This is a genomic window from Streptomyces sp. DH41, assembly GCF_029813785.1.
Classification (GTDB): Bacteria; Actinomycetota; Actinomycetes; order Streptomycetales; family Streptomycetaceae; genus Streptomyces.
The window spans coordinates 89,905-110,572 of the sequence record NZ_JARVKY010000009.1 but is presented as its reverse complement, the minus strand read 5'-3'; the positions used below and the strand labels follow the sequence as shown (position 1 = coordinate 110,572).

The following is a 20,668-nucleotide window of genomic DNA, read 5'->3' as shown; positions in this document are numbered from 1 at the left end:
GGATCACACAGTGGTGCCCCGGCCGCGTACGACGGCGGGGCCACCACTGTGTGATCCGTGAGTCCCGCTCTCAGAAGTCCTCCGGTCCGCGCAGGGTCGTCTCGGCGCCTCCGTCGACGTAGAGCACCTGTCCGGTGATGTGAGTGTTGTCGTCACAGGCCAGGAACAGGACGGCCCGTGCGACGTCCTCCGGCTGGAGATAGCCGTTCAGCGGCATCGGGACCGCCGTGTCCATGACCTTCTTCATCTCCGGATCGTCGAAGAGGCCGGCGCTCATCGGGGTGAGCACGATGCCGGGCGCGACCACGTTCACGGGGATGCCGGCGTCGGCCCAGCCCTCGGCGACGGCGGTGCGCCGCGCCCACTGTGCGAGCGCCGCCTTGGACGAGGGGTAGAGCTGCCGCGCGTGGCCGTCGGCGACGGCCCGTTCGGCGTGCGCCAGGGCCTTGTTCTCGTCGTCGGCCAGACAGGCGGCGACGACGTCCGGGTCGGTGGGCCGGGTGCCGGAGATCGAGCCGATGACGACGACCCGGGGGCGCGGGGCCGCGGCGAGCGCCGGGCGCAGTGCCGTCACGAACTCGGTGGTGCCGAAGTAGTTGACGGTCACCATCGCCGTTCCCGGTACGGAGGTGCCGGCGCAGGTGACGACCGCGTCCACCACACCTTCGGCGGCCTCGGTCGCCGCCGCGGCGGCGGCGGCACGGCCGTCCGGGGTGGACAGGTCGGCGTCGACCTCACCGCCGCGCAGATCGACTCCGATCACCCGGTCGCCCCGGGTACGGAGCAGGGCGGTGAGGGCGGCACCGATCCCGGAGCCGGATCCGGTGACGACGACGTTGCGTGGCATGGTTACTCCTCAGGTCGGCCGGTGATCCTCACGCACGGTAGTCGGCCCGCCGCCGGTGGAACCCGTCCACTCCCGGTGACCGGGCGGGCCGAGCAGGAGGCGGCAGGCCAGCCTGATCCCGTCCTGCGCCGCCTCGGGCGAGGAGCGTTCGTACAGGACAGTGGTGAGCAGGCCGTACCAGGCCTGCTGCAGGATGCGGACCACGCGGCGGTCCCGCTCCGTGGGGTCGGTGACCCCCGCCGTTCGCAGCATCAGGTCACCGAGGATCTCGTCCGTGCGGCGGACCGGGCCGCTGTCGCCGACGGGCACGACGTTGTTGGAGTGCATCATCGCGAGGGCCAGCAGCGGCTGTTCGAAGAGCTGCCTGCTCGCCCCGGTGAGCAGTTCGGTCACGGCCTCCACCCGCCCGGTGCCCGGCGCCGGCGCCGGGGTGCCGGCGTCGAGGCGGAGTATCTGGGCGCGCATGACGGCGGCGAACAGGTGTGTCTTGGAGGGGAAGTAGCGGTACAGGGTGGCGATCGCGACGCCGGACTCCCTGGCCACGTCGTGCATCTGCATCCGTTCGAGGCCGTGTGTGGCGCCGAGGCGCGCGGCGGAGCGCAGGATCCGGGCGTGGCGCTGGCGCTGCTTGGCCGAGGTGGGACGCGCGGGGGTTCTCTCACTGGTCGTTCGGGGCACGGTCAGGGCTTCCTTCCGCCGGCCGCCGATGTTTTCGCGTGCCGCGCGGGCGCGGTGCGCCGTGTTCCGGTCAGTGGGACCCGGCCGCATCCGGCGCGGGGCCGGGACTTGGATGGCCTCTCCCCTTCCGTCCCGTCGCTTCTTCCAGCGGCCTGTCCCGCCTTGTGTCCCGCCGTCTGTCCCGTCTTGTGTCCCGCCTTGTGTCCCGTCCCATCCTGTCGCGTCGCATCCGAGAGAGGTGCCCCCATGCGGATCGGCATCACCAGTCCCGTCGTCACGGCCGTGCCCGGTGTCCACTCCCCGTGGGAGCGCGGCGCCGGCATCGAGGAGCTGGGGGCGGTCGCCGAGGCCGCCGACCGGCTCGGTTTCCATCATCTGACCTGCTCGGAACATGTGGCGGTGCCCGCCGACGTCACCGAACAGCGCGGCGGGACCTACTGGGACCCGCTCGCCACCTTCGGATACCTCGCCGCCCGCACCCGGCACATCCGGTTCGCCACCCAGGTCCTGGTGCTCGGCTACCACCACCCGCTGGCCGTCGCGAAGCGCTACGGCACGCTGGACCGGATCTCGGGCGGGCGGCTGGTCCTGGGGCTCGGCGTCGGCAGTCTGGAGGAGGAGTTCCGGCTGCTCGGCGCGGCCTTCGAGGGACGCGGCGCGATCGCCGACGACGCTCTCGCCGCGCTGCGGGCCTCGCTGTCCCGGCGCGAACCCGCCCATCACGGCGAGCACTTCGACTACGAGGGGTTCGTGGTGGAGCCGCACGCGGTGCAGGAGCGGGTGCCGCTGTGGGTCGGCGGCCGTACACCGCGTTCGCTGCGCCGGGCCGTGGCGCACGGCGACGGCTGGGTGCCGTTCGGGCTGCCGCTGGACCGGCTGCGCGAGATGGTCGGCGCCGCGTCGCTGCCGGAGGGCTTCGAGGTGGTGCTGAGCGCGGGCCGCCCGCTCGACCCGGCCGGTGACGCGGACGGTACGGCGAAGGCGCTGCGCGAGGTGTCCGAGGCGGGCGCCACCCTGGTCAGCGTGTCACTGGCCGCCGAGTCCGCGAGCCACTACGTGGAGCAGTTGGAGGCGCTGTCCCGGACAGCCGGTGCCGTGGCGGACGAGGAGGGACGAGCATGAGCGAGGACCGCCTGGCGGCCGTCGAGACGCGGCTGCGGCGCCTGGAGGACGAACGGGACATCGCCCGGATGATGGCCTCCTACGGACCGCTGGTCGACGGCGGCGACGCGGAGGGTGTCGCCGCGCTGTGGGCGTCCGACGGTGTCTACGACATCGACGAGCTCTTCCTCGCGGGCCGGGAGCAGATCGGTGAGATGGTGCGGTCCGCCGCGCACCGGGGCTGGATCCGGCAGGGCTGCGCGCATGTCGTGGGTCCGCCGCACATCACGGTCGACGGCGATGACGCGGTCGCGGTGTGCCACTCGCTGATGGTGGTGCACGAGGAGGGCCGGTACATGGTGCGCCGCGCCACCGCCAACCACTGGCGGCTGCGCCGTGCGGACTCCGGCTCCGGCTCTGACTCCGGCTCCGGCTCCGGCTCCGGCTGGCAGGTGGTCAAGCGGACGAACCGGATCCTGGACGGCCGGCCGGAGTCGCCCGCGCTGCTGGCCGGCGGGGTGCGCGGGGAGTCGGCGGGGGCCTGAGGGGGGAGTGCGCGGCGGGGGTGGTGACGGGTTGTCACCACCCCCGCCGTCCGTGTCATCGGGCGCCGTACACCGGCTGCGGCGCCTCGGACGCGGCGAGCAGCTTCGCCGCCGCCTCCCCGGCCTCCGCCGGGCTCCAGCGCGCGCCCTTGTCCGCGGTGGGGCCGGGACGCCAGCCCTCCATCACGGTGATACGTCCGGCCTCCGCTTCGAAGACCCGGCCGGTGATCCCGGCCGAGGCCGCGGAGCCGAGCCACACGACGAGCGGGGAGACGTTCTCGGGGGCCATCGTGTCGAATCCGCCCTCGCCGGGCGCCGCCATGGTCTCGGCGAAGGTCTCCTCGGTCATGCGGGTGCGCGCGGCCGGTGCGATCGCGTTGACCTGGACTCCGTACCGGCCCATCTCGGCGGCGGCGACCAGGGTCAGTCCGACGATGCCCGCCTTGGCCGCGGCGTAGTTGCCCTGGCCGACGCTGCCCAGCAGGCCCGCGCCGGAGCTGGTGTTGATCACCCGTGCCTCGTGGACGCGGCCCGCCTTCGCCTCGGCGCGCCAGTGCGCCGCCGCGTGCTTGAGCGGCAGGAAATGACCCTTCAGGTGGACGCGCGTCACCGCGTCCCAGTCGTCCTCGTCCAGGTTGACGAGCATCCGGTCTCGCAGGAATCCGGCGTTGTTGACGAGGGTGTCGAGCCGGCCGAACGAGTCGAGTGCAGCGGCGACGAGGGAGGCCGCGCCGTCGGTGGTGGCGATGTCACCGCCGTGCGCGACGGCCTCACCACCGGCCGCGCGGATCTCCTCGACGACCCGCTGTGCGGGGCCGCCGCCGGCTCCCGAGCCGTCGAGTCCCACGCCGAGGTCGTTGACGACGACTTTCGCGCCCTCGGCGGCGAACGCCAGGGCGTGTGCGCGGCCGAGCCCACGGCCGGCGCCGGTGACGGCGACGACGCGGCCGGCGCACAGGGCGGTCGATGAGGTCATGGCGGTGTCCTTCCGGAAGGGCCGGGGTGTCGCCGTACCGCTCAGTGGCATGGCACTCCCCCGGCGTTCGTATCACTGCTACCTTCTACCTAACAAACGTTTGGTGGAAAGGTAGCTGATCTGCTCATGGGTGTCTCCACCTCCGCCCCGCAAGAGGGCGTCGCCGTCATCACCGTGGACTTCCCCCCGGTCAACGCCCTCCCGGTGCGGGGCTGGTACGAGCTGGCCGCCGCGCTGCGCGCCGCCGGCGCCGATCCGGAGGTGCGCTGCGTGGTGCTCACCGCCGAGGGCCGTGGCTTCAACGCGGGCGTGGACATCAAGGAGATGCAGCGCGCCGACGGGCACGAGGCGCTGATCGGCGCCAACCTCGGCTGCGCCGAGGCGTTCGCCGCGGTCTACGAGTGCGAGGTCCCGGTGGTCGCCGCCGTGCACGGCTTCTGTCTGGGCGGCGGCATCGGCCTGGTGGGCAACGCGGACGCGATCGTGGCGAGCGAGGACGCCACCTTCGGGCTTCCGGAGCTGGACCGGGGCGCGCTCGGCGCGGCCACGCACCTCGCCCGGCTCGTCCCGCAGCATCTGATGCGGGCCCTGTACTACACCTCGCGCACCGCGACGGCCGGGGAACTGCACCGGCACGGATCGGTGTGGCGCGTCGTCCCGCGCGACGAACTGCGGGCGGCGGCCCTCGGGCTGGCCGGCGAGATCGCCGCCAAGGACGGCTACCTGATCCGGCTGGCCAAGGCCGCCATCAACGGCATCGACCCGGTCGACGTACGCCGCAGCTACCGCTTCGAGCAGGGCTTCACCTTCGAGGCCAATCTCAGCGGGGTCGCCGACCGGGTGCGCGACACCTTCGGCACGGCCCCGGACACAGGCAGCGCAGGCACCGGCACAGACGCAGACGCAGACGCAGACGCAGACACGGAAACGGACAGGGAGCAGCGAGCGTGACCCAGGACAAGACGATGACGGCCGACGACGTGGTCGGCCGGCTGCGCAGCGGCATGACCATCGGCATCGGCGGCTGGGGCTCGCGCCGCAAGCCGATGGCCCTGGTGCGGGCGCTGCTGCGCTCGGACCTCACCGACCTGACCGTGGTCTCGTACGGCGGGCCGGACGTGGGCCTGCTCGCCGCCGCCGGGAAGATCCGCAAGCTGGTCGCGGCGTTCGGCACGCTCGACTCGATACCCCTGGAACCGCACTTCACCGCGGCCCGGCAGCGCGGGGCGTTCGAGATGGTCGAGCTCGACGAGGCGATGCTCATGTGGGGCCTCACCGCCGGCGCGCAGCGGCTGCCCTTCATCCCCGTACGGGCCGGTCTCGGCTCGGACGTCATGAAGGTCAACCCGTCGCTGCGCACGGTCCGGTCACCCTACGGGGACGGTGAGGAACTGGTCGCGGCGCCGGCCCTGCGCATGGACGCCGCCCTGGTCCACCTGAACCGCTCCGACCGGCACGGCAACGGCCAGTACCTGGGCCCCGACCCGTACTTCGACGACCTGTTCTGCGAGGCCGCCGACCACGCGTACGTCTCCTGCGAGCGGATCGTCGACACGGCGGACCTGCTCAAGGAGCACGGGCCGCAGACCCTTCTGGTCAAGCGCCTGTTCGTGGACGGGGTCGTGGAGACACCGAACGGCGCGCACTTCACCTCCTGCGTGCCCGACCACGACCGCGACGAGGCCTTCCAGCGCGCCTACGTCCGGGCCGCCCGCGACCCCGGGGAGTGGGAGGCCTTCACCGAACGGTTCCTGTCCGGGGACGAAGCCACCTACCAGGCCGCCGTCACGGCGTTCCACCAGGAGGAAGCATGAGCGCCACCGAGACCGGCCTGTCCGCCGCGACCCGCGCCGAGCACTGCGTGGTGGCCTGCGCCGAGGCCTGGCGGAACGCCGGTGAGGTCCTCGCCAGCCCGATGGGCACCGTCCCGGCCATCGGGGCGCGACTGGCGAAGCTCACCTTCTCGCCCGAGCTGCTGCTGACCGACGGGGAGGCGCTCCTCATGGCCGACGTGCCCGCGATCGGGGCGCGGCCGGGAGCCGTCGAGGGCTGGCTGCCGTTCCGTCAGCATCTCGCGCTGACCGCCACCGGCCGCCGGCACGTGATGATGGGCGCCAGCCAGCTCGACCGGTACGGCAACCAGAACATCTCCTGTATCGGCGACTGGGCCAGGCCCACCCGGCAGCTGCTCGGCGTACGCGGCGCACCCGTGAACACCCTCAACAACCCGACGAGCTACTGGGTGCCGAAGCACTCGGCGCGGGTCTTCGTCGAGCGCGTCGACATGGTCAGCGGTGTCGGTCACGACCGGGCCGCGGCGGCCGGCCCCTCGGCGACGCGCTACCACCGCCTGCCCGGCGTGATCACCAATCTGGGCGTCTTCGACTTCGAGACCCCCGACCGCACGATGCGGCTGCGCTCCCTGCACCCCGGGGTCACCGTCGAGCAGGTCACCGAGGCCACCGGATTCGCCCTCACGATCCCCGACGAGGTGCCCTTGACCCGCGAGCCCACCGAGGCGGAGCTGCGGCTGATCCGCGAGGTCATCGACCCGAAGGGACTGCGGGAGCGGGAGGTCCCGGCATGAGCGGGGCCGCCCCCTCCCCCGCCGCTTTCCCCACCGCGCTCACCGAACTGACCGGGGTTCGGTACCCGATCGTGCAGACCGGGATGGGCTGGGTGGCCGGGCCCCGGCTCGTGTCGGCCTCCGCGAACGCCGGGGCCCTCGGCATCCTCGCCTCCGCCACGATGACGGTGGAGCAGCTGCGTGCCGCGGTCCGCGAGGTCAAGTCCCGTACGGACGCTCCGTTCGGTGTCAATCTCCGGGCGGACGCCGGGGACGCCGCGGACCGGGTACGGATCATCGTCGAGGAGGGGGTGCGGGTGGCGTCCTTCGCCCTCGCCCCCTCCAAGGACCTGATCGCCCGCCTCAAGGACGCCGGCGTCGTCGTCATCCCTTCCATCGGCGCCCGCCGGCACGCGGAGAAGGTCGCCGCGTGGGGCGCGGACGCGGTGATGGTCCAGGGCGGCGAGGGCGGCGGCCACACGGGCGAGGTGGCCACCACGGTGCTGCTCCCCCAGGTCGTGGACGCGGTCGACATCCCGGTGATCGCGGCAGGCGGCTTCCACGACGGCCGCGGCCTGCTCGCCGCGCTCGCCTTCGGGGCGGCCGGCGTCGGGATGGGCACGCGCTTCCTGCTCACCTCCGACAGCACCGTCCCCGACGCGGTGAAGGCGAAGTACCTGGCCGCCACCGTCAAGGACGTCACGGTCACCACCCAGGTGGACGGTCTGCCGCACCGCATGCTGCGTACCGCCATGGTCGACTCGCTGGAGCGTTCCGGCCGCGTCACCTCGCTGCTGCGCGCGGTACGGCACGCCTCGGCCTTCCGGAAGGAGACCGGTGCGAGCTGGCCCCGGCTCGTGCGGGACGGACTGGCGATGAAGCACGGCAAGGAGCTGTCGTGGAGTCAGGTGCTGCTGGCCGCCAACACCCCCATGCTGCTCAAGGCCTCACTGGTCGAGGGACGCACCGACATCGGGGTGATGGCCTCGGGCCAGGTCGCCGGCCTGATCGAGGACCTGCCGTCCTGCTCGGAACTGGTCGAACGCGTCATCGGGGAGGCGCGGGCGGCGCTGAAGACCCTGCCGGGGGCGAGCTGACGCCACGGCGCCCGCACATGGGTCGAGACGAAAGGGGTCGGTCACTCCGCGCCGCGTCTGCCGAGGAGATATGCCGCGGTGAGCGCGACGGCGCGGTCCTCGTCGTGCGACAGCTCCGCGAGGGCGCGTGACGTCGTCGCTCCCGGGACATCGGCGAGCGCCTGTGTCAGCCGTCGGCGCACGGACGGTTCCGCGGCGTCGTGGGCGAGGCGGTCGACGAGCCCGGTGGCGATCCGGTCCGCCAGCTCCGGGCGACTCGCCAGCGTGCTCAGGGCGTCCGCCGCGTCGACGTCGTTCGCGCCCTCGGCCACCATGTCGACGAGGGTGGGGACCGCGTCGGCCACCCCGCGCGGCCCCAGTTCCAGGGCCGCGTACCGGCGGACCGCGAGGTCCGGGTGGCCGAGCGCGTCCCTCAGCAGCGCGGTCGCCGCGTCGTGCGGGAACTCGGTGATGGACCGGACCGCGCGCCCCCGCACCTCGGCCACGGGTGAGCCGAGCCCCTCCGCCAGCAGTGCCAGTCCGCGACCGTCCGATTGCGCCAGAGCCCAGCGGAGGGCTCCGGCGACGTTCGGGTCCGTCTCGTTCAGCACCGCCTCCACCAGTGCCTCCGCGGGAACCGGCACCTCTTCGGCCAAGGCCAGGGCCGCGCTCTGGCGCCTGCCCGCGCTGTGTGATCCCAGCGCCTGGAGAAGCGCGACGGTCTGGAGGACGTCCTCCCAGCCCTCGGGTTCGGCGGTGCCGATCCGGCGGAGTCGGGTGAGGAGCTCCGTCTCGGCCGCGATGCGCTCTCGCGTCCGCCGGATCAGGTCCTCGACGAGGTCGGACGGCACGAAAGCGGGGTCGCCGAGCGCGCGCCCGACCTCGCGCAGGGACAGCCCCAGTGACCGCAGGCTCTCGATGTGGAAGACGCGCCGGCAGTCCTCGCCGGAGTACTCCCGGTAGCCGGCCCCGGTCCGGCCCGTGGGCCGGACCAGGCCGAGCGACTCGTAGTGCCTGAGCATGCGGGCGCTGACCCCCGACTTCCGTGCCACCTCACCGATCAGCACCGCCCGTCACCCCTGCCGGCCGTACGGGCCGAGGGCCGCGACGCGCTTCGCCTCGTCGATCGCGAACCCGAACCCGGCATCGGGGTCGCGCAGCAGCCGTTCCGTGGCGATGGCGTGCGCGCGCACCTGCGGGTCGGCGTCCGTCATCGCCGCGCGCAGCGTCGGCAGGATCACCTCACCGAGCGCGATCAGTGCCCGGCTGAGACTCAGCCGCGTGTCGTGCCCGCCCCGTCCGAGCTGTGTCGCCAGCGCGTCTGCCAGCTCGCCCTCCTCGCCGCCTGGCACGAGCACGACCGCCGCCCGCCAGGCACTCCGGGCCACCTCGTCGTCGGCGTCGGCGAGCAGCGCCCGGGTGATCGCGGGCCACGCCCGGCGGTCACCGATCTTGGACAGTGTGTGCAGGGCCTGACCGCGGGCCCGCGCACGCTCCGACCGCACTTCGTCGATCAGCCTCGGGACCGTCGTGGACGCCGGGTGCCGGGTGAGTGCCCATGTCAGCATCTCCCGTACCTGGAAGTCGGGTTCGCTCGCGCATCGTTCGACGAGCCTGCCGACGTACCGCGCGTCGGGGGCCGTACCGACCGCCATCGCCGTGCGCAGCCGCACCGACGCGCGGCCGTCCTCCAGCCCTCGCAGGGCTCGCGGCGTGTTCTTGTCCTGTTCCGGCAGGGTCATCGGGACCACCTCCTCGACCCAGTGAAGGCCTTGTCACCGTGTCAAGGTCAAGCGGAGCCCGTACGGGATCCCCTGGCACCCGCCTCCGGTCAGAGGCGTTCGATGATCGTGACGTTGGCCTGGCCGCCGCCCTCGCACATCGTCTGGAGACCGTAGCGGCCGCCGGTGCGCTCCAGCTCGTGCAGCAGGGTCGTCATCAGCTTGGTGCCGGTTGCGCCGAGCGGGTGGCCGAGCGCGATGGCGCCGCCGTTGACGTTGACCCGGTCCGGGTCGGCGCCGGTCTCCTTCAGCCAGGCCAGGACGACCGGGGCGAACGCCTCGTTGATCTCGACCAGGTCCATGTCGTCGATGGACATCCCGGCCTTCTTCAGCGCGTACGCCGTCGCCGGGATCGGCGCCGAGAGCATCCGGATCGGGTCCTCGCCGCGCACCGACAGGTGGTGGACGCGGGCCCGGGGGGTGAGGCCGTGTTCGGCGACGGCGCGCTCCGAGGCGATGAGCATCGCGGAGGCGCCGTCGGAGACCTGGGAGGAGACTCCGGCGGTGAGCCGGCCGCCCTCGACCACGGGCTTGAGGCCGGCCATCTTCTCCAGCGAGGTGTCGCGGCGCGGGCCCTCGTCGGTGGTGACGTCGCCGTACGCGACGGTCTCGCGGTCGAAGCGGCCCTCGTCGATGGCGCGCAGGGCCCGCTGGTGCGAGCGGAGCGCGAAGTGCTCCATGTCCTCTCGGGAGATGTCCCACTTCTCGGCGATGAGTTCGGCGCCGTGGAACTGGTTGACGGGCGCGTCGCCGTAGCGGGCGCGCCAGCCGGCCGAGCCCGCGTAGGGGCCGTCGGTGAGGCCGAGGGGTTCGGCGGCCTGGCGGCTGGCGAAGGCGATCGGGATCATCGACATGTTCTGCGTGCCGCCCGCGACGACCAGGTCCTGGGTGCCGGAGAGCACGCCCTGCGCGGCGAAGTGGACGGCCTGCTGGGAGGAGCCGCACTGCCGGTCGACGGTGGTGCCGGGCACCTCCTCGGGCAGGCCCGCCGCGAGCCAGGCGGTGCGGGCGATGTCCCCGGCCTGCGGTCCGACGGTGTCCAGGCAGCCGAAGACGACATCGTCCACGGCGGCCGGGTCGACGCCGGCGCGTTCGACGAGCGCCTTGATGACATGGGCACCGAGGTCGGCGGGGTGGACGGCGCTGAGGCCGCCCTTGCGCCGGCCGACGGGGGTGCGGACCGCTTCGACTATGTAGGCCTCGGCCATGACTGCTCCTTCGTGAACGGGATGACGGGTGTCAGGTACGCGGGGTGATGCCTTCCAGGACCATGGACAGGTACTGCCGGGCGATCTCCTCCGGGCTGTGGGCGCCGTCGGGGCGGTACCAGGAGGCGGCCACCCACACGGTGTCGCGCACGAACCGGTAGACGAGCCGGACGTCCAGGTCGCCGCGGAAGACCTTCCCGGTGACGCCGCGTTCCAGGGTGCGCAGCCAGGCGTTCTCGAACTTGGCCTGGGAGTCGGCGAGATAGCCGAAGCGCGGCTGGACGGAGAGGTGCCTGGACTCCTTCTGATAGATGGCGACCGCGGGCCCGTGCCGGTCGATCTGCCGGAAGGACTCGGTGACGAGTGCCTCGATGGTCTCGCGCGGCCCGAGTCCGGCGGCGAGGACGGTGTCGTAGCCCGCCCACAGCTCGTCCAGGAAGGCGGAGAGGATCTCGTCCAGCATCGACTCCTTGGAGTCGAAGTGGTAGTAGAGGCTGCCCGCGAGCATCCCGGCGGCGTCCGCGATGCGGCGGACGGTGGTGGCGTTGTAGCCCTGGTCGGCGAAGACCTGGGCGGCGGTGGCCAGGATCTCGGCGCGGCGCTCGGCGGACGACGAGGTGGAGGAGGAAGAGGAAGAGGGGAAGGAAGGGCCGGAGGAGTCGCTGTTCATCGGATCATGCTCTCTGACTGCTGACGGAGACGGTCTCTCCGGTCATGTAGGAGGAGTATCCGCTGGCCAGGAAGACGATGACGTTGGCGATCTCCCACGGCTCGGCGTAGCGGCCGAAGGCCTCGCGTTCGGTGAGTTCGGTGAGGAGTTCGGGGGTGGTCACCTTCACCAGGTGCGGGTGCATGGCGAGGCTCGGGGCGACGGCGTTGACCCGTACGCCGAAGTCCGCGGCCTCCAGGGCGGCGCACCGGGTGAGGGCCATGACCCCGGCCTTGGCCGCGGCGTAGTGGGCCTGGCCGCGCTGGGCCCGCCAGCCGATGACGGAGGCGTTGTTGACCACGACACCCCCGCCGTCCTGTTCCTTGAGGCGGCGCAGGGCGGCGCGGGTGCAGCGGAAGGTGCCGGTGAGGGTGACGTCGAGGACCTTGGACCACTGGTCGTCGGTCATGTCGACCAGGTCGGCCGTGCCACCGAGACCGGCGTTGTTGACGACGACGTCGAGGCCGCCGTGGCGTTCGGCGGCGAGCGCGAACAGGGCGTCGACCTGCTGTTCGTCGGTGACGTCGCAGGGCAGCCCGGCGACGTTGTCGGCGCCGAACTCCTCGGAGAGCGCGGCGGCGCTCTCCTTGAGGCGGCGTTCGTGGGCGTCGCCGACGACGACCCGGGCGCCCTCCTGAAGGAATCTGCGGGCGGTGGCTCCGCCTATCCCGGCGCCCGCCGCCGCGGTGATCACCGCGGTGCGTCCGGCCAGGAGGGAGTGCCCCGGTACGTAGGGCGGGGACTGGGAGGTCACGGGCGGCTCTCCTTGGGCAGGCCGAGGACGCGCTCGGCGATGATGTTGCGCTGGATCTCGTTGGACCCGGCGTAGATGGTGTCGGAGCGGGAGAAGAGGAACAGCCGCTGCCAGTCGTCGAGATCGTAGGGCTTTCCCGCCGCGAGCATGCCGTCCGCGCCGCGGACGTCCATGGCGAGTTCGCCGAGTTCGCGGTGCCAGGTGGCCCAGAAGATCTTGCCGATGGACGCCTCCGGCCCGGGCGCGCCGGCGGCGACGCCGTCGAGCATGCGCAGGGCGTTGCAGCGGATGGTCTCCAGGCCGGTCCAGGCGCGGGCGAGGCGGTCGCGGATCAGTGGGTCGTCCGCCGCGCCGTTGCGTTCGGCCAGCTCGATGAGGGTCTCCAGTTCGCGGCGGAAGCCGACCTGCTGGCCGAGGGTGGAGACGCCGCGCTCGAAACCGAGGGTGGCCATGGCCACGCGCCAGCCGTCGCCGGGGGCGCCGACGAGGTGCCCGGCGCGGGTGCGGGCGCCGTCGAAGAAGACCTCGTTGAACTCGGACGTGCCGGTCAGCTGGGTGATGGGCCGGATCTCGACGCCGGGCTGATCGAGCGGGACCAGGAGGTAGGACAGGCCCTTGTGACGGGACGAACCGGGCTCGGTGCGGGCGACAACGAAGCACCACTGCGACTCGTGGGCGAGTGACGTCCAGATCTTCTGCCCGGTGACGACCCAGTCGTCGCCTTCCCGCACGGCCCGGGTCCGTACGTTCGCCAGGTCGGAGCCCGCGTCGGGCTCGCTGTAGCCCTGGCACCACAGTTCCTCGGCCGCGACGATCGGCGGCAGGAAGCGGGCCCGCTGCTCGGGCGTGCCGAAGGCGACCAGGGTCGGGCCGAGCAACTGCTCGCCTATGTGGTTGACCCGGGCGGGCGCGTCGGCCAGGGCGTACTCCTCGTGGAAGGCGACCTGCTGCTCGATGGTCGCGCCCCGCCCGCCGTACTCCTCGGGCCAGCCGACGCAGGTCCAGCCGGCGGCCGCCATGTGCCGCTCCCACTCGAGCCGTTCGGCGAACGCCTCGTGCTCACGACCGGGTCCGCCGCGGCCGCGCAGGCCCGCGAAGGCGCCGGTGAGGTTGGCGGCCAGCCAGCCGCGGATCTCGGCGCGGAACTCCTCGACGCTGCTCATGCCGTTACGTTAATCTACCAAACACTTGTTAGGGAAGGAGGGCAGATGCCTGCTGCCCATGACGGACCCGACGCACCCGATGCCCCCGATGCCTCCGGTGGCCTCAGTGCCCCCGACGCGCCCGACGCGCTGGAAGCACCCGAAGCACCGGTGCGCTACGAGAAGCGGGGCCCGGTCGCGACGGTCACCATGAACCGGCCCGACTACCGCAACGCCCAGAACTCCGCGATGACCTACGCCCTGGACCGGGCCTTCTACCGCGCGGCCGACGACAACGAGGTGAAGACCGTCGTCCTGGCCGGAGCGGGCAAGCACTTCTCCGCCGGCCACGACATCGGCACCCCCGAGCGGGACTCCCACCTGCCGTTCGAGCGCAGGGCGGGACTGTGGTGGGACCACTCGGACAAGGAGGGCGCGGAGAGCCGGTACGCCCGCGAGTCCGAGGTGTACCTGGGCATGTGCCGCCGCTGGCGGGAGCTGCCCAAGCCGGTCGTCGCCTCCGTCCAGGGCGCGTGTGTGGCGGGCGGACTGATGCTCGCCTGGGTGTGCGACCTGATCGTGGCCTCGGAGGACGCGTTCTTCGCCGACCCGGTGGTGCGGATGGGCATCCCGGGTGTCGAGTACTTCGCCCACCCGTGGGTGATGCCGCCGCGCGTCGCCAAGGAGTTCCTCTTCACCGGCGACCGTATGAGCGCCCGGCGCGCGTACGAGGTCGGCATGGTCAACCGGGTCGTCCCCCGCGAGGAACTGGCACAGCGGACACAGGAGCTGGCACTGCGCATCGCGGAGATGCCGCGCCTCGGGCTGGCCCTGACCAAGCGCGCCGTCAACCAGGCCGAGGACCTCCAAGGGCTGCACACCGGCATGGACTCGGTGTTCGGCCTGCACCACCTGGCGCACGCCCACAACGCCGAGACCGCGCCGGACGCGCTCGGCGGCATGGACATCCGGGCGATGAAGAAGGCGGGCGGCTGATGGACCTCGACTTCAGCGAGGCGGACGACGCGTTCCGCGCCGAGGTCCGCGACTGGCTGGCCGCACATGTGCCGGCCACTCCCCTGCCGTCCCTGGAGAGCGCCGAGGGCTTCGCCGCCCACCGGGACTGGGAGGCCGAACTGTCCGCCGACCGCTGGTCGGTGGTGTCCTGGCCCGAGGAGTACGGGGGACGGGGCGCCTCGATCCTGCGCTGGCTCGTCTTCGAGGAGGAGTACTTCGCCGCCGGCGCGCCCGGACGGGTCAGCCAGAACGGCATCAACCTGCTCGCCCCCACCCTCTTCGAGCACGGCACCGCCGAGCAGCGGGCCCGGATCCTGCCCGCGATGGCACGCGGCGAGGTCATCTGGGCACAGGCCTGGTCCGAACCCGAGTCCGGTTCCGACCTGGCCTCGCTGAAGTCGACAGCCCGGCGCACCGACGGCGGCTGGCTGCTGAGCGGCCAGAAGACCTGGTCGTCCCGGGCCGCCTTCGCCGACCGGGCCTTCGGCCTCTTCCGCAGCGACCCGGACGCCGGGAAGCCGCACCACGGGCTGACGTACCTCATGTTCCCGCTGGACGCCGAGGGTGTCACCGTGCGGCCGATCGGGCGCCTCGACGGCCGGCCGGCCTTCGCGGAACTCTTCCTGGACGACGTGTTCGTACCGGACGAGGACGTGATCGGGGAGCCCGGCCAGGGCTGGCGGGTCGCGATGAGCACCACCGGCAACGAACGCGGGCTCACCCTGCGCAGCCCGGGGCGCTTCACGGCCGCCGCCGACCGGCTGACCGCGCTGTGGCGTGAGCGGGCCGACCCGGCCGACACGGCACTGCGCGACCGGGTCGCCGACGCGGTGATCGGCGCCCGCGCCTACCGGCTGTTCTCCTACGCGGGCGCCTCCCGCGTCCTGCACGACGACGACGGACCGGCCGGCGCCGCCTCCAGCCTGAACAAGGTCTACTGGTCCGAACTGGACATCGCCCTGCACGAGACGGCACTGGACCTGCTCGGCCCGTCCGGCGAACTCGCCGACCACGCGGAGGAGTCACCCGCCCACGGTGCCTGGGCCGAGGGGTACACCTTCGCCCTCGCCGGGCCCATCTACGCCGGTACCAACGAGATCCAGCGCGACATCATCGCCGAGCGGCTGCTCGGCCTGCCGAAGGGACGCCGGTGATGCGGTTCCTCCTCGACGCCGAGCAACGGGAGTTCGCCCGTTCCCTCGACGGACTGCTCACCTCCTGCGACACGCCGGCCGCGATCCGGTCCTGGGCTGCCGGTGATCACGCCCCCGGGCGGGCGGTCTGGGCGCGCCTGGCGGATGCCGGGGTGTTCGCGCTCGCCGTGCCGGAGCGACACGACGGCTTCGGCTTCCTGCCCCTCGAACTCACCGTCGCCTTCACCGAGCTGGGCCGCCACGCGGTCCCCGGCCCACTGGTCGAGACGGTCGCGGCGGCGGCTCTGCTGGACCGGCTGGGCGAGCTGAACGGACTGGACGACGGGCACGCGGCCGGCTCGCACCTGCCCGGCATCGCCGGCGGGAAGACCGTCGCCTCCCTCTGCCTGACCGGCCTCGGCCCGTACGCCCTGGACGCCGACGCAGCCGACGCGGTGTTCGTCGTGGACGGCGACGCGCTGCGCGTCGGCGGGGAGACGGGTCCCGTACAGCCCTCGGCCGATCCGGGGCGGCGTCTGTCCCGGGCGTCCGGCGGGACGGTCCTCGCCGAGGGGCCCACCGTGACCACGGCCGCCGCGTACGCGGCCGACGTGGCGGCGCTCGCCACCGCGGCCCAGGCGCTCGGCGTCGGCCGCGCGCTGCTCACCCGTACCGTCGAGTACGTCAAGCAGCGCACCCAGTTCGGCGTGGCCATCGGCTCCTTCCAGGCCGTCAAGCACCGGCTCGCGGACGTCCTCGTCGCCCTGGAGTTCGCCGAGCCCCTGGTGCACGGGGCCGCGCTCGCGCTCGCCGCCGGCTCCCCGCAGGCCGGCCGGGAGATCGCCGCCGCCAAGGTCACGGCGGGCGAGGCCGCCCACCGGGCCGCGCGCACGGCCCTGCAGTTGCACGGAGCGGTCGGCTACACCGACGAACTGGACCTGTCCCTGTGGATCCGCAAGACCCGCCCGCTGCGCGACGCCTGGGGCACCCCGGCCGCCTGCCGGGCCCGCGTATTGGCCGCCTGACGCGCGCGGCAGCGCGCGCCACACCGAGGGGAGCAGCCCGATGAGGCTGACGGAGGAGCAGGAAGAGCTGCGGTCGGCCGTACGGTCGTTGCTGACCCGGCACGAAGGGGCCGCAGCCTGGGAGCCGCTGGCCGAGCAGATCGGCGCGGCCGGGCTGGCCGTGCCCGAGGAGTACGGGGGCGCGGGCGGCGGCGCCCGGGACGTCCACGTGCTGATGGAGGAGCTGGGCCGCGGCCTGAGCCCGCTGCCACTGCTCGGCTCGGCGGTACTCACCGCGGGTGCGCTACTGGCCTCAGGTGACCAGGAGGCCTGCGGGCGCCTGCTGCCGCCGCTCGCCGAGGGCCGCTCGGTGGGCGCCCTGGCCTGGGCCGAGCGGGGCTCCTGGGACGTGGCGGCCGTGCGTGCCGAGGCCCTGCCCGGACCGGACGGCGCGTGGCGGGTCACCGGGACCAAGGAGTACGTACTGGACTGGCCCGGCGCCGACGTGCTGCTCGTCGCGGCCCGTACGGCGGCCGGCGTCTCGCTCTTCGAGGTGGCGGTGGACGCCCCTGGGGCGCACCGCACGCCCGTCGTCACCATGGACGCCACGCGGAACCAGGCGCGGTGGGTGCTGGACGGCGCCGAGGGGCGACTGATCGGTGTGGACGGCGACGGGGAGCGGACCCTCGCGCGCGTACGGGACCTGGGCTGCGCGGCGCTCGCCGCGGAGCAGGTGGGCGCCGCCGAGCGCTGCCTCGAACTCACCGTCGCCTACGCCCGGGACCGTGTGCAGTTCGGCCGTCCCATCGGCTCGTTCCAGGCGGTCAAGCACCGGCTGGCGGACGCCTACGTGCTGGTCGAGTCGGCGCGTTCGGCGGCGCTCGGCGCGGCCTTCGCCGCCGACGGGGACCCGGCCGCGCTGCCGCGCGCCGCCGCCGTCGCGAAGTCGGTCTGCTCCGAGGCCTTCTCGGTGGTGGCCGGCGAGACGATCCAGCTGCACGGCGGGATCGGCATCACCTGGGAGCACGACGCGCACCGCTACTTCAAACGGGCGCACGGGGCGGGCGAGCTGTTCGGCGCCCCCGCCCGGCACCGGGCCCGGCTCGCCGCCGGGCTCGGGCTGACCTCCCACTGAGCCGACCTCCCGCTGAGCAGAACTTCCACTGCGCAGACCTTCCACCGCGCAGACTCGACACGCAGAGAGGCCGGGAACATGGACATCGGCGATCCGTTGGACTTCACGGGGCGCGTGGTACTCGTCACCGGCGGCACCAAGGGCATCGGTGCCGCCATCGCGCATGCGTTCCTCGCTGCCGGCGCCGACGTCGTCGTCTGCGGACGCAACGCGCCGGACATCCTGCCCTCGGCACAGGACCGGAAGGCGGTGTTCCTCGCCGCCGACGTGCGCGACCCCGGGGCGGCGGCCGGGCTCGTCGACGGCGCGGTGGAGCGTTTCGGCCGCCTCGACGTCCTCGTCAACAACGCGGGCGGCTCCCCGGACGCCGACGCCGCCACCGTCTCACCGAGGTTCGTGGAGAAGATCGTCGCGCTCAACCTGCTCGCGCCGTTCTACGTGGCCCAGGCGGCCCACCGCGTCATGCGGGCCCAGCGCGGCGGCGGTTCGGTCGTCAACATCGGCAGCGTCTCCGCCCACGATCCGCAGCCGGGCACCGCCGCCTACACGGCCGCCAAGGCCGGACTGCTGGCCCTCACCAAGGCGCTCGCCCTGGAGTGGGCGCCCGAGGTACGGGTCAACCACATCACCACCGGGCTGATCCGCACCGAGAGCGCGGCGTCCGTCTACGGCGCGGACGGCGGGGCGTCGGTGGCCGGGGTCATCCCGATGCGGCGGATGGCCGTTCCCGGGGACGTCGCCCGTGCCTGCCTGTTCCTCGCGAGCGACCTGGCCGGCTACGTGAACGGCGCCGACCTCGCGGTGCACGGCGGCGGGGAGCACCCGGCGCGCTATCTCGCCGCGAGGGCCGCGAACGGGCAGGGGTGACAGGACGTGCCGGAGCCCGGGAGAGTGCCGCTCCTTCTCCCGGGCTCCTGTGTCGATCACTCACCGCGTGGCTGTCACGTGCGGCTCACCGGGGACTTCCGGTGGCGGGCTTCGTACGGGCGGGGTCATGGCAGGTCGGGGGCCCAGGGGACTCCGTTGATGTGGGAACCGCCGTCGACGAAGAGCGTGTTGCCGGTGACGTAGCGCGCTCCCTCGCCCGCGAGGAACAGCGCCGCCGGGGCGATGTCCCGGTCGGGATCACCGATCCGCCCCATGGGGTTCATGCCACCGGCCTGCTTCTCCAGCTCGGGGTTCTCGCGCATCCGCCTTCGGAAGGCCGCGCTCTTCGCGCCGGGGCACAGGGCGTTGACCACGACGCCCGTGGGAGCCCACTCCCGGGCGGCGGTCCGGGTGAGGGTGCGCAGGGCCTCCTTGGCGGCGTTGTACTCCAGTGTCCCCATGTGGGCGTTCACGCCGTTGAGGCTGCACATGTTGATGACCCGCCCCCAGCCCCGTTCCCTCATGTGCGGGAAGGCCGCCCGCATCGCCCAGAACGGTCCGTAGAACCCGATGCCCAGACCGCGGGCCAGCATCTCGTCGGTCTTGTTCTCCACCCGTCCGAGGTCGCCGACCGCCCAGGCGTTGTTGACCAGGATGTCGACGCCGCCCCACTCACGCACGGCGGTGTCGACCATCGCCAGTACCTGCGCCTTGTCACCGACATCGGTGCGCAGGAAGCGGCCACCGATCCGGTCGGCCGTGGCACGGCCGGTCTCCTCGTCCACCTCCGCGACCAGCACCCTGGCCCCCTCCTCGGCGAACCGCCGGGCCACCGCGGCGCCGATGCCGTCCCCTGCTCCGGTGACGATCGCGACGCGTCCTTCGAGCTGCATGTCTTCTCTCCTCGCGCTCCGGTGGAGCGAATGGCCGACGGGATTGCGGACGCCGGGGCGGCCTCGCTCAGACCAGGTTGTCCTCGACCGTCAGGCCGAACACCCCGCGGCCGTACATGGCGAGGGCCCGTTCCACGTCGTTGGCCACGTGGACGCTGCCCGCGTGGGCGTCGCGCCAGGCGCGCTCGATGGGGTTGCCGCGGCGCAGCGCGTTGCCGCCGGCGGTCTTGAAGAGCAGGTCGATCGCGGCGACCGCCCGTTCGGTGCCCCGGACCTGGTCGCGGCGGGTGCGCAGCCGCAGCTCCATGGGGATCTCCTGCCCGGCGGCGGCCAGTTCGGACAGTTCGCGCAGGTTGCGGTCCATCTGGAGGACGGTCGCGTCGATGTCGGAGGCGGCGCGCGCGATGGCGACCTGCGCGAACGGGTCCTCGGTGAACCTGCCGCCGCCCAGGCTGAACCGCACCCGCTCCTTCATCAGCGACGCGTACGACTCGTAGCCGCCGGACACGGCACCGATCACCGGCGCCGTGATCGCGCTGGTGAAGATCGCCCCGAACGGCAGCCGGTACAGCGGCCCCTTGTTGACCTGCTGCCCCGGTACCTTCAGCTGGGCCTGCTCGTAGTTGCGAAGGACCCGGTGGCCGGGCACGAAGGCGGAGTCGACGAGGATGTCGTTGCTGGCGGTGCCGCGCAGTCCGACGACGTCCCACGCGTCCTCGATGGTGTAGTCGGAGCGGGGCACCAGGACGGTGAGGAAGTCCACCGGCCTTCCCTGCGCGCCGACGACCAGGGCGCCGAGCAGTGCCCACGTGGCGTGCTCGCAGCCCGAGGAGAAGCTCCAGCGGCCGGTGAGCCGGTAACCGCCGTCGACAGGGGTGAGCCGGCCGACCGGTGCGTACGACGAGGAGACGCGGGTGTCGGGGTCGTCGCCCCAGACGTCCTCCTGCGCCCGGCGCGGGAACAGGCCCAGCTGCCAGGGGTGCACGCCGAGTACGGACGCCACCCAGCCCGTGGAGCAGCAGACGGCGGAGATCGCCCGCACCACCTGGTAGAAGTCGACCGGGTCGCCTTCGAGGCCGCCGTACCGGGCGGGCTGCAGCATCCGGAAGACGCCGGCCTCGGTCAGCTCGCGGACCGTGGACTCGGGTATGCGCCGCGCCTCGTCCGCGGCCACGGCCCGTTTCCCGATGGCCGGCAGCAGGTCACGCACCGACTCCAGAACCTGATTGCCCATCG

Annotated in this window: 22 protein-coding genes; 11 read left to right on the top strand and 11 right to left on the bottom strand. The window is 73.0% G+C overall.

Features of this window, described 5'->3' with window-relative positions; all coding sequences use genetic code 11:
- Positions 1-70: 70 nt before the first annotated feature.
- Positions 71-847 (bottom strand): SDR family oxidoreductase, encoded by a 777-nt coding sequence (locus tag QC283_RS17040; protein WP_279562379.1) that lies wholly within the window; start codon positions 845-847, stop codon positions 71-73.
- Between the two features lie 9 nt (positions 848-856).
- The gene (locus QC283_RS17035) at positions 857-1,525 is read right to left on the bottom strand and encodes a TetR family transcriptional regulator (protein WP_279562378.1); all 669 of its coding nucleotides are present in this window, start codon (positions 1,523-1,525) and stop codon (positions 857-859) included.
- A 246-nt stretch (positions 1,526-1,771) separates the two neighbouring features.
- Here QC283_RS17035 and QC283_RS17030 point away from each other — a divergent pair, with 246 nt between their 5' ends.
- Both QC283_RS17030 and QC283_RS17025 read left to right on the top strand, forming a co-directional pair.
- Positions 1,772-2,647, top strand: a complete 876-nt coding sequence (locus QC283_RS17030; protein ID WP_279562377.1) for a TIGR03619 family F420-dependent LLM class oxidoreductase — start codon at positions 1,772-1,774, stop codon at positions 2,645-2,647.
- A complete protein-coding gene (locus QC283_RS17025; protein ID WP_279562376.1) occupies positions 2,644-3,171 on the top strand; it encodes a nuclear transport factor 2 family protein in 528 nt (175 codons plus the stop codon). Before QC283_RS17030 ends, QC283_RS17025 begins: the two co-directional genes overlap by 4 nt.
- A 55-nt stretch (positions 3,172-3,226) precedes the next feature.
- On the opposite strand, the gene QC283_RS17020 is transcribed toward QC283_RS17025, so the two are convergent.
- Entirely contained in the window at positions 3,227-4,147 is a 921-nt protein-coding gene (locus QC283_RS17020) for an SDR family oxidoreductase (RefSeq protein WP_279562375.1), read from the bottom strand.
- Positions 4,148-4,273: 126 nt separating this feature from the next.
- Between QC283_RS17020 and QC283_RS17015 the strand changes: the two genes are divergently transcribed.
- The 4 genes from QC283_RS17015 to QC283_RS17000 are packed head-to-tail and all read left to right on the top strand — an operon-like array spanning position 4,274 to position 7,810.
- Positions 4,274-5,098, top strand: coding sequence for an enoyl-CoA hydratase family protein (locus QC283_RS17015; protein ID WP_279562374.1), 825 nt, complete (start codon positions 4,274-4,276; stop codon positions 5,096-5,098).
- Between the two features lie 14 nt (positions 5,099-5,112).
- Entirely contained in the window at positions 5,113-5,961 is an 849-nt protein-coding gene (locus QC283_RS17010) for a CoA transferase subunit A (protein WP_279562539.1), read from the top strand.
- Positions 5,958-6,734 carry a CoA-transferase subunit beta gene (locus QC283_RS17005; RefSeq protein ID WP_279562373.1) on the top strand — a complete coding sequence of 259 codons (777 nt, stop codon included), beginning with the start codon at positions 5,958-5,960 and terminating at the stop codon, positions 6,732-6,734. Before QC283_RS17010 ends, QC283_RS17005 begins: the two co-directional genes overlap by 4 nt.
- Positions 6,731-7,810, top strand: coding sequence for an NAD(P)H-dependent flavin oxidoreductase (locus QC283_RS17000; RefSeq protein ID WP_279562372.1), 1,080 nt, complete (start codon positions 6,731-6,733; stop codon positions 7,808-7,810). Before QC283_RS17005 ends, QC283_RS17000 begins: the two co-directional genes overlap by 4 nt.
- A gap of 41 nt (positions 7,811-7,851) precedes the next feature.
- Here the strand turns inward: QC283_RS17000 and QC283_RS16995 are convergent, their stop codons facing one another.
- From QC283_RS16995 to QC283_RS16970, 6 genes are all read right to left on the bottom strand, one after another.
- A complete protein-coding gene (locus QC283_RS16995) occupies positions 7,852-8,856 on the bottom strand; it encodes a HEAT repeat domain-containing protein (RefSeq protein WP_279562371.1) in 1,005 nt (334 codons plus the stop codon).
- A gap of 6 nt (positions 8,857-8,862) precedes the next feature.
- Complete coding sequence (locus QC283_RS16990; protein ID WP_279562370.1) at positions 8,863-9,531, bottom strand: HEAT repeat domain-containing protein; 669 nt, start codon at positions 9,529-9,531, stop codon at positions 8,863-8,865.
- Positions 9,532-9,620: 89 nt separating this feature from the next.
- Positions 9,621-10,778 carry an acetyl-CoA C-acetyltransferase gene (locus QC283_RS16985; protein ID WP_279562369.1) on the bottom strand — a complete coding sequence of 386 codons (1,158 nt, stop codon included), beginning with the start codon at positions 10,776-10,778 and terminating at the stop codon, positions 9,621-9,623.
- A 31-nt stretch (positions 10,779-10,809) separates the two neighbouring features.
- The gene (locus tag QC283_RS16980) at positions 10,810-11,448 is read right to left on the bottom strand and encodes a TetR/AcrR family transcriptional regulator (protein ID WP_279562368.1); all 639 of its coding nucleotides are present in this window, start codon (positions 11,446-11,448) and stop codon (positions 10,810-10,812) included.
- A 4-nt stretch (positions 11,449-11,452) separates the two neighbouring features.
- Positions 11,453-12,241: an SDR family oxidoreductase gene (locus tag QC283_RS16975; protein WP_279562367.1), complete on the bottom strand. Its 789-nt coding sequence runs from the start codon at positions 12,239-12,241 to the stop codon at positions 11,453-11,455.
- Complete coding sequence (locus QC283_RS16970) at positions 12,238-13,404, bottom strand: acyl-CoA dehydrogenase family protein (protein ID WP_279562366.1); 1,167 nt, start codon at positions 13,402-13,404, stop codon at positions 12,238-12,240. The genes QC283_RS16975 and QC283_RS16970 overlap by 4 nt, the downstream gene beginning before the upstream one ends.
- A gap of 45 nt (positions 13,405-13,449) precedes the next feature.
- On the opposite strand from QC283_RS16970, the gene QC283_RS16965 reads away from it, so the two are divergent.
- From QC283_RS16965 to QC283_RS16945, 5 genes are all read left to right on the top strand, one after another.
- Positions 13,450-14,379 (top strand): enoyl-CoA hydratase, encoded by a 930-nt coding sequence (locus QC283_RS16965; RefSeq protein WP_279562365.1) that lies wholly within the window; start codon positions 13,450-13,452, stop codon positions 14,377-14,379.
- Positions 14,379-15,554: an acyl-CoA dehydrogenase family protein gene (locus QC283_RS16960; RefSeq protein ID WP_279562364.1), complete on the top strand. Its 1,176-nt coding sequence runs from the start codon at positions 14,379-14,381 to the stop codon at positions 15,552-15,554. Before QC283_RS16965 ends, QC283_RS16960 begins: the two co-directional genes overlap by 1 nt.
- Complete coding sequence (locus QC283_RS16955; RefSeq protein WP_279562363.1) at positions 15,554-16,558, top strand: acyl-CoA dehydrogenase; 1,005 nt, start codon at positions 15,554-15,556, stop codon at positions 16,556-16,558. The genes QC283_RS16960 and QC283_RS16955 overlap by 1 nt, the downstream gene beginning before the upstream one ends.
- A 40-nt stretch (positions 16,559-16,598) precedes the next feature.
- On the top strand, positions 16,599-17,672 hold the full coding sequence (locus QC283_RS16950; protein WP_279562362.1) for an acyl-CoA dehydrogenase family protein: 1,074 nt from the start codon (positions 16,599-16,601) through the stop codon (positions 17,670-17,672).
- Between the two features lie 78 nt (positions 17,673-17,750).
- Positions 17,751-18,539: an SDR family oxidoreductase gene (locus tag QC283_RS16945; RefSeq protein ID WP_279562361.1), complete on the top strand. Its 789-nt coding sequence runs from the start codon at positions 17,751-17,753 to the stop codon at positions 18,537-18,539.
- A 125-nt stretch (positions 18,540-18,664) separates the two neighbouring features.
- On the opposite strand, the gene QC283_RS16940 is transcribed toward QC283_RS16945, so the two are convergent.
- The gene (locus QC283_RS16940; RefSeq protein ID WP_279562360.1) at positions 18,665-19,432 is read right to left on the bottom strand and encodes an SDR family NAD(P)-dependent oxidoreductase; all 768 of its coding nucleotides are present in this window, start codon (positions 19,430-19,432) and stop codon (positions 18,665-18,667) included.
- A 67-nt stretch (positions 19,433-19,499) separates the two neighbouring features.
- Entirely contained in the window at positions 19,500-20,666 is a 1,167-nt protein-coding gene (gene hsaA / locus QC283_RS16935) for a 3-hydroxy-9,10-secoandrosta-1,3,5(10)-triene-9,17-dione monooxygenase oxygenase subunit (RefSeq protein WP_279562359.1), read from the bottom strand.
- Positions 20,667-20,668 lie beyond the last annotated feature (2 nt).

Excerpts from the sequence above, each read along its gene's own strand:
- QC283_RS17005 (WP_279562373.1), top strand. The coding sequence starts at position 5,958 with ATGAGCGCCACCGAGACCGGCCTGTCCGCCGCGACCCGCGCCGAGCAC.
- QC283_RS17040 (WP_279562379.1), bottom strand. The coding sequence starts at position 847 with ATGCCACGCAACGTCGTCGTCACCGGATCCGGCTCCGGGATCGGTGCC.
- QC283_RS16985 (WP_279562369.1), bottom strand. The coding sequence starts at position 10,778 with ATGGCCGAGGCCTACATAGTCGAAGCGGTCCGCACCCCCGTCGGCCGG.
- QC283_RS17015 (WP_279562374.1), top strand. The coding sequence starts at position 4,274 with ATGGGTGTCTCCACCTCCGCCCCGCAAGAGGGCGTCGCCGTCATCACC.
- QC283_RS17030 (WP_279562377.1), top strand. The coding sequence starts at position 1,772 with ATGCGGATCGGCATCACCAGTCCCGTCGTCACGGCCGTGCCCGGTGTC.
- QC283_RS16990 (WP_279562370.1), bottom strand. The coding sequence starts at position 9,531 with ATGACCCTGCCGGAACAGGACAAGAACACGCCGCGAGCCCTGCGAGGG.
- QC283_RS16965 (WP_279562365.1), top strand. The coding sequence starts at position 13,450 with ATGCCTGCTGCCCATGACGGACCCGACGCACCCGATGCCCCCGATGCC.
- QC283_RS16940 (WP_279562360.1), bottom strand. The coding sequence starts at position 19,432 with ATGCAGCTCGAAGGACGCGTCGCGATCGTCACCGGAGCAGGGGACGGC.
- QC283_RS17000 (WP_279562372.1), top strand. The coding sequence starts at position 6,731 with ATGAGCGGGGCCGCCCCCTCCCCCGCCGCTTTCCCCACCGCGCTCACC.
- QC283_RS17010 (WP_279562539.1), top strand. The coding sequence starts at position 5,113 with ATGACGGCCGACGACGTGGTCGGCCGGCTGCGCAGCGGCATGACCATC.
- QC283_RS16960 (WP_279562364.1), top strand. The coding sequence starts at position 14,379 with ATGGACCTCGACTTCAGCGAGGCGGACGACGCGTTCCGCGCCGAGGTC.
- QC283_RS16955 (WP_279562363.1), top strand. The coding sequence starts at position 15,554 with ATGCGGTTCCTCCTCGACGCCGAGCAACGGGAGTTCGCCCGTTCCCTC.
- QC283_RS17025 (WP_279562376.1), top strand. The coding sequence starts at position 2,644 with ATGAGCGAGGACCGCCTGGCGGCCGTCGAGACGCGGCTGCGGCGCCTG.
- QC283_RS16945 (WP_279562361.1), top strand. The coding sequence starts at position 17,751 with ATGGACATCGGCGATCCGTTGGACTTCACGGGGCGCGTGGTACTCGTC.
- QC283_RS16980 (WP_279562368.1), bottom strand. The coding sequence starts at position 11,448 with ATGAACAGCGACTCCTCCGGCCCTTCCTTCCCCTCTTCCTCTTCCTCC.
- hsaA (WP_279562359.1), bottom strand. The coding sequence starts at position 20,666 with ATGGGCAATCAGGTTCTGGAGTCGGTGCGTGACCTGCTGCCGGCCATC.
- QC283_RS16950 (WP_279562362.1), top strand. The coding sequence starts at position 16,599 with ATGAGGCTGACGGAGGAGCAGGAAGAGCTGCGGTCGGCCGTACGGTCG.
- QC283_RS17020 (WP_279562375.1), bottom strand. The coding sequence starts at position 4,147 with ATGACCTCATCGACCGCCCTGTGCGCCGGCCGCGTCGTCGCCGTCACC.
- QC283_RS16970 (WP_279562366.1), bottom strand. The coding sequence starts at position 13,404 with ATGAGCAGCGTCGAGGAGTTCCGCGCCGAGATCCGCGGCTGGCTGGCC.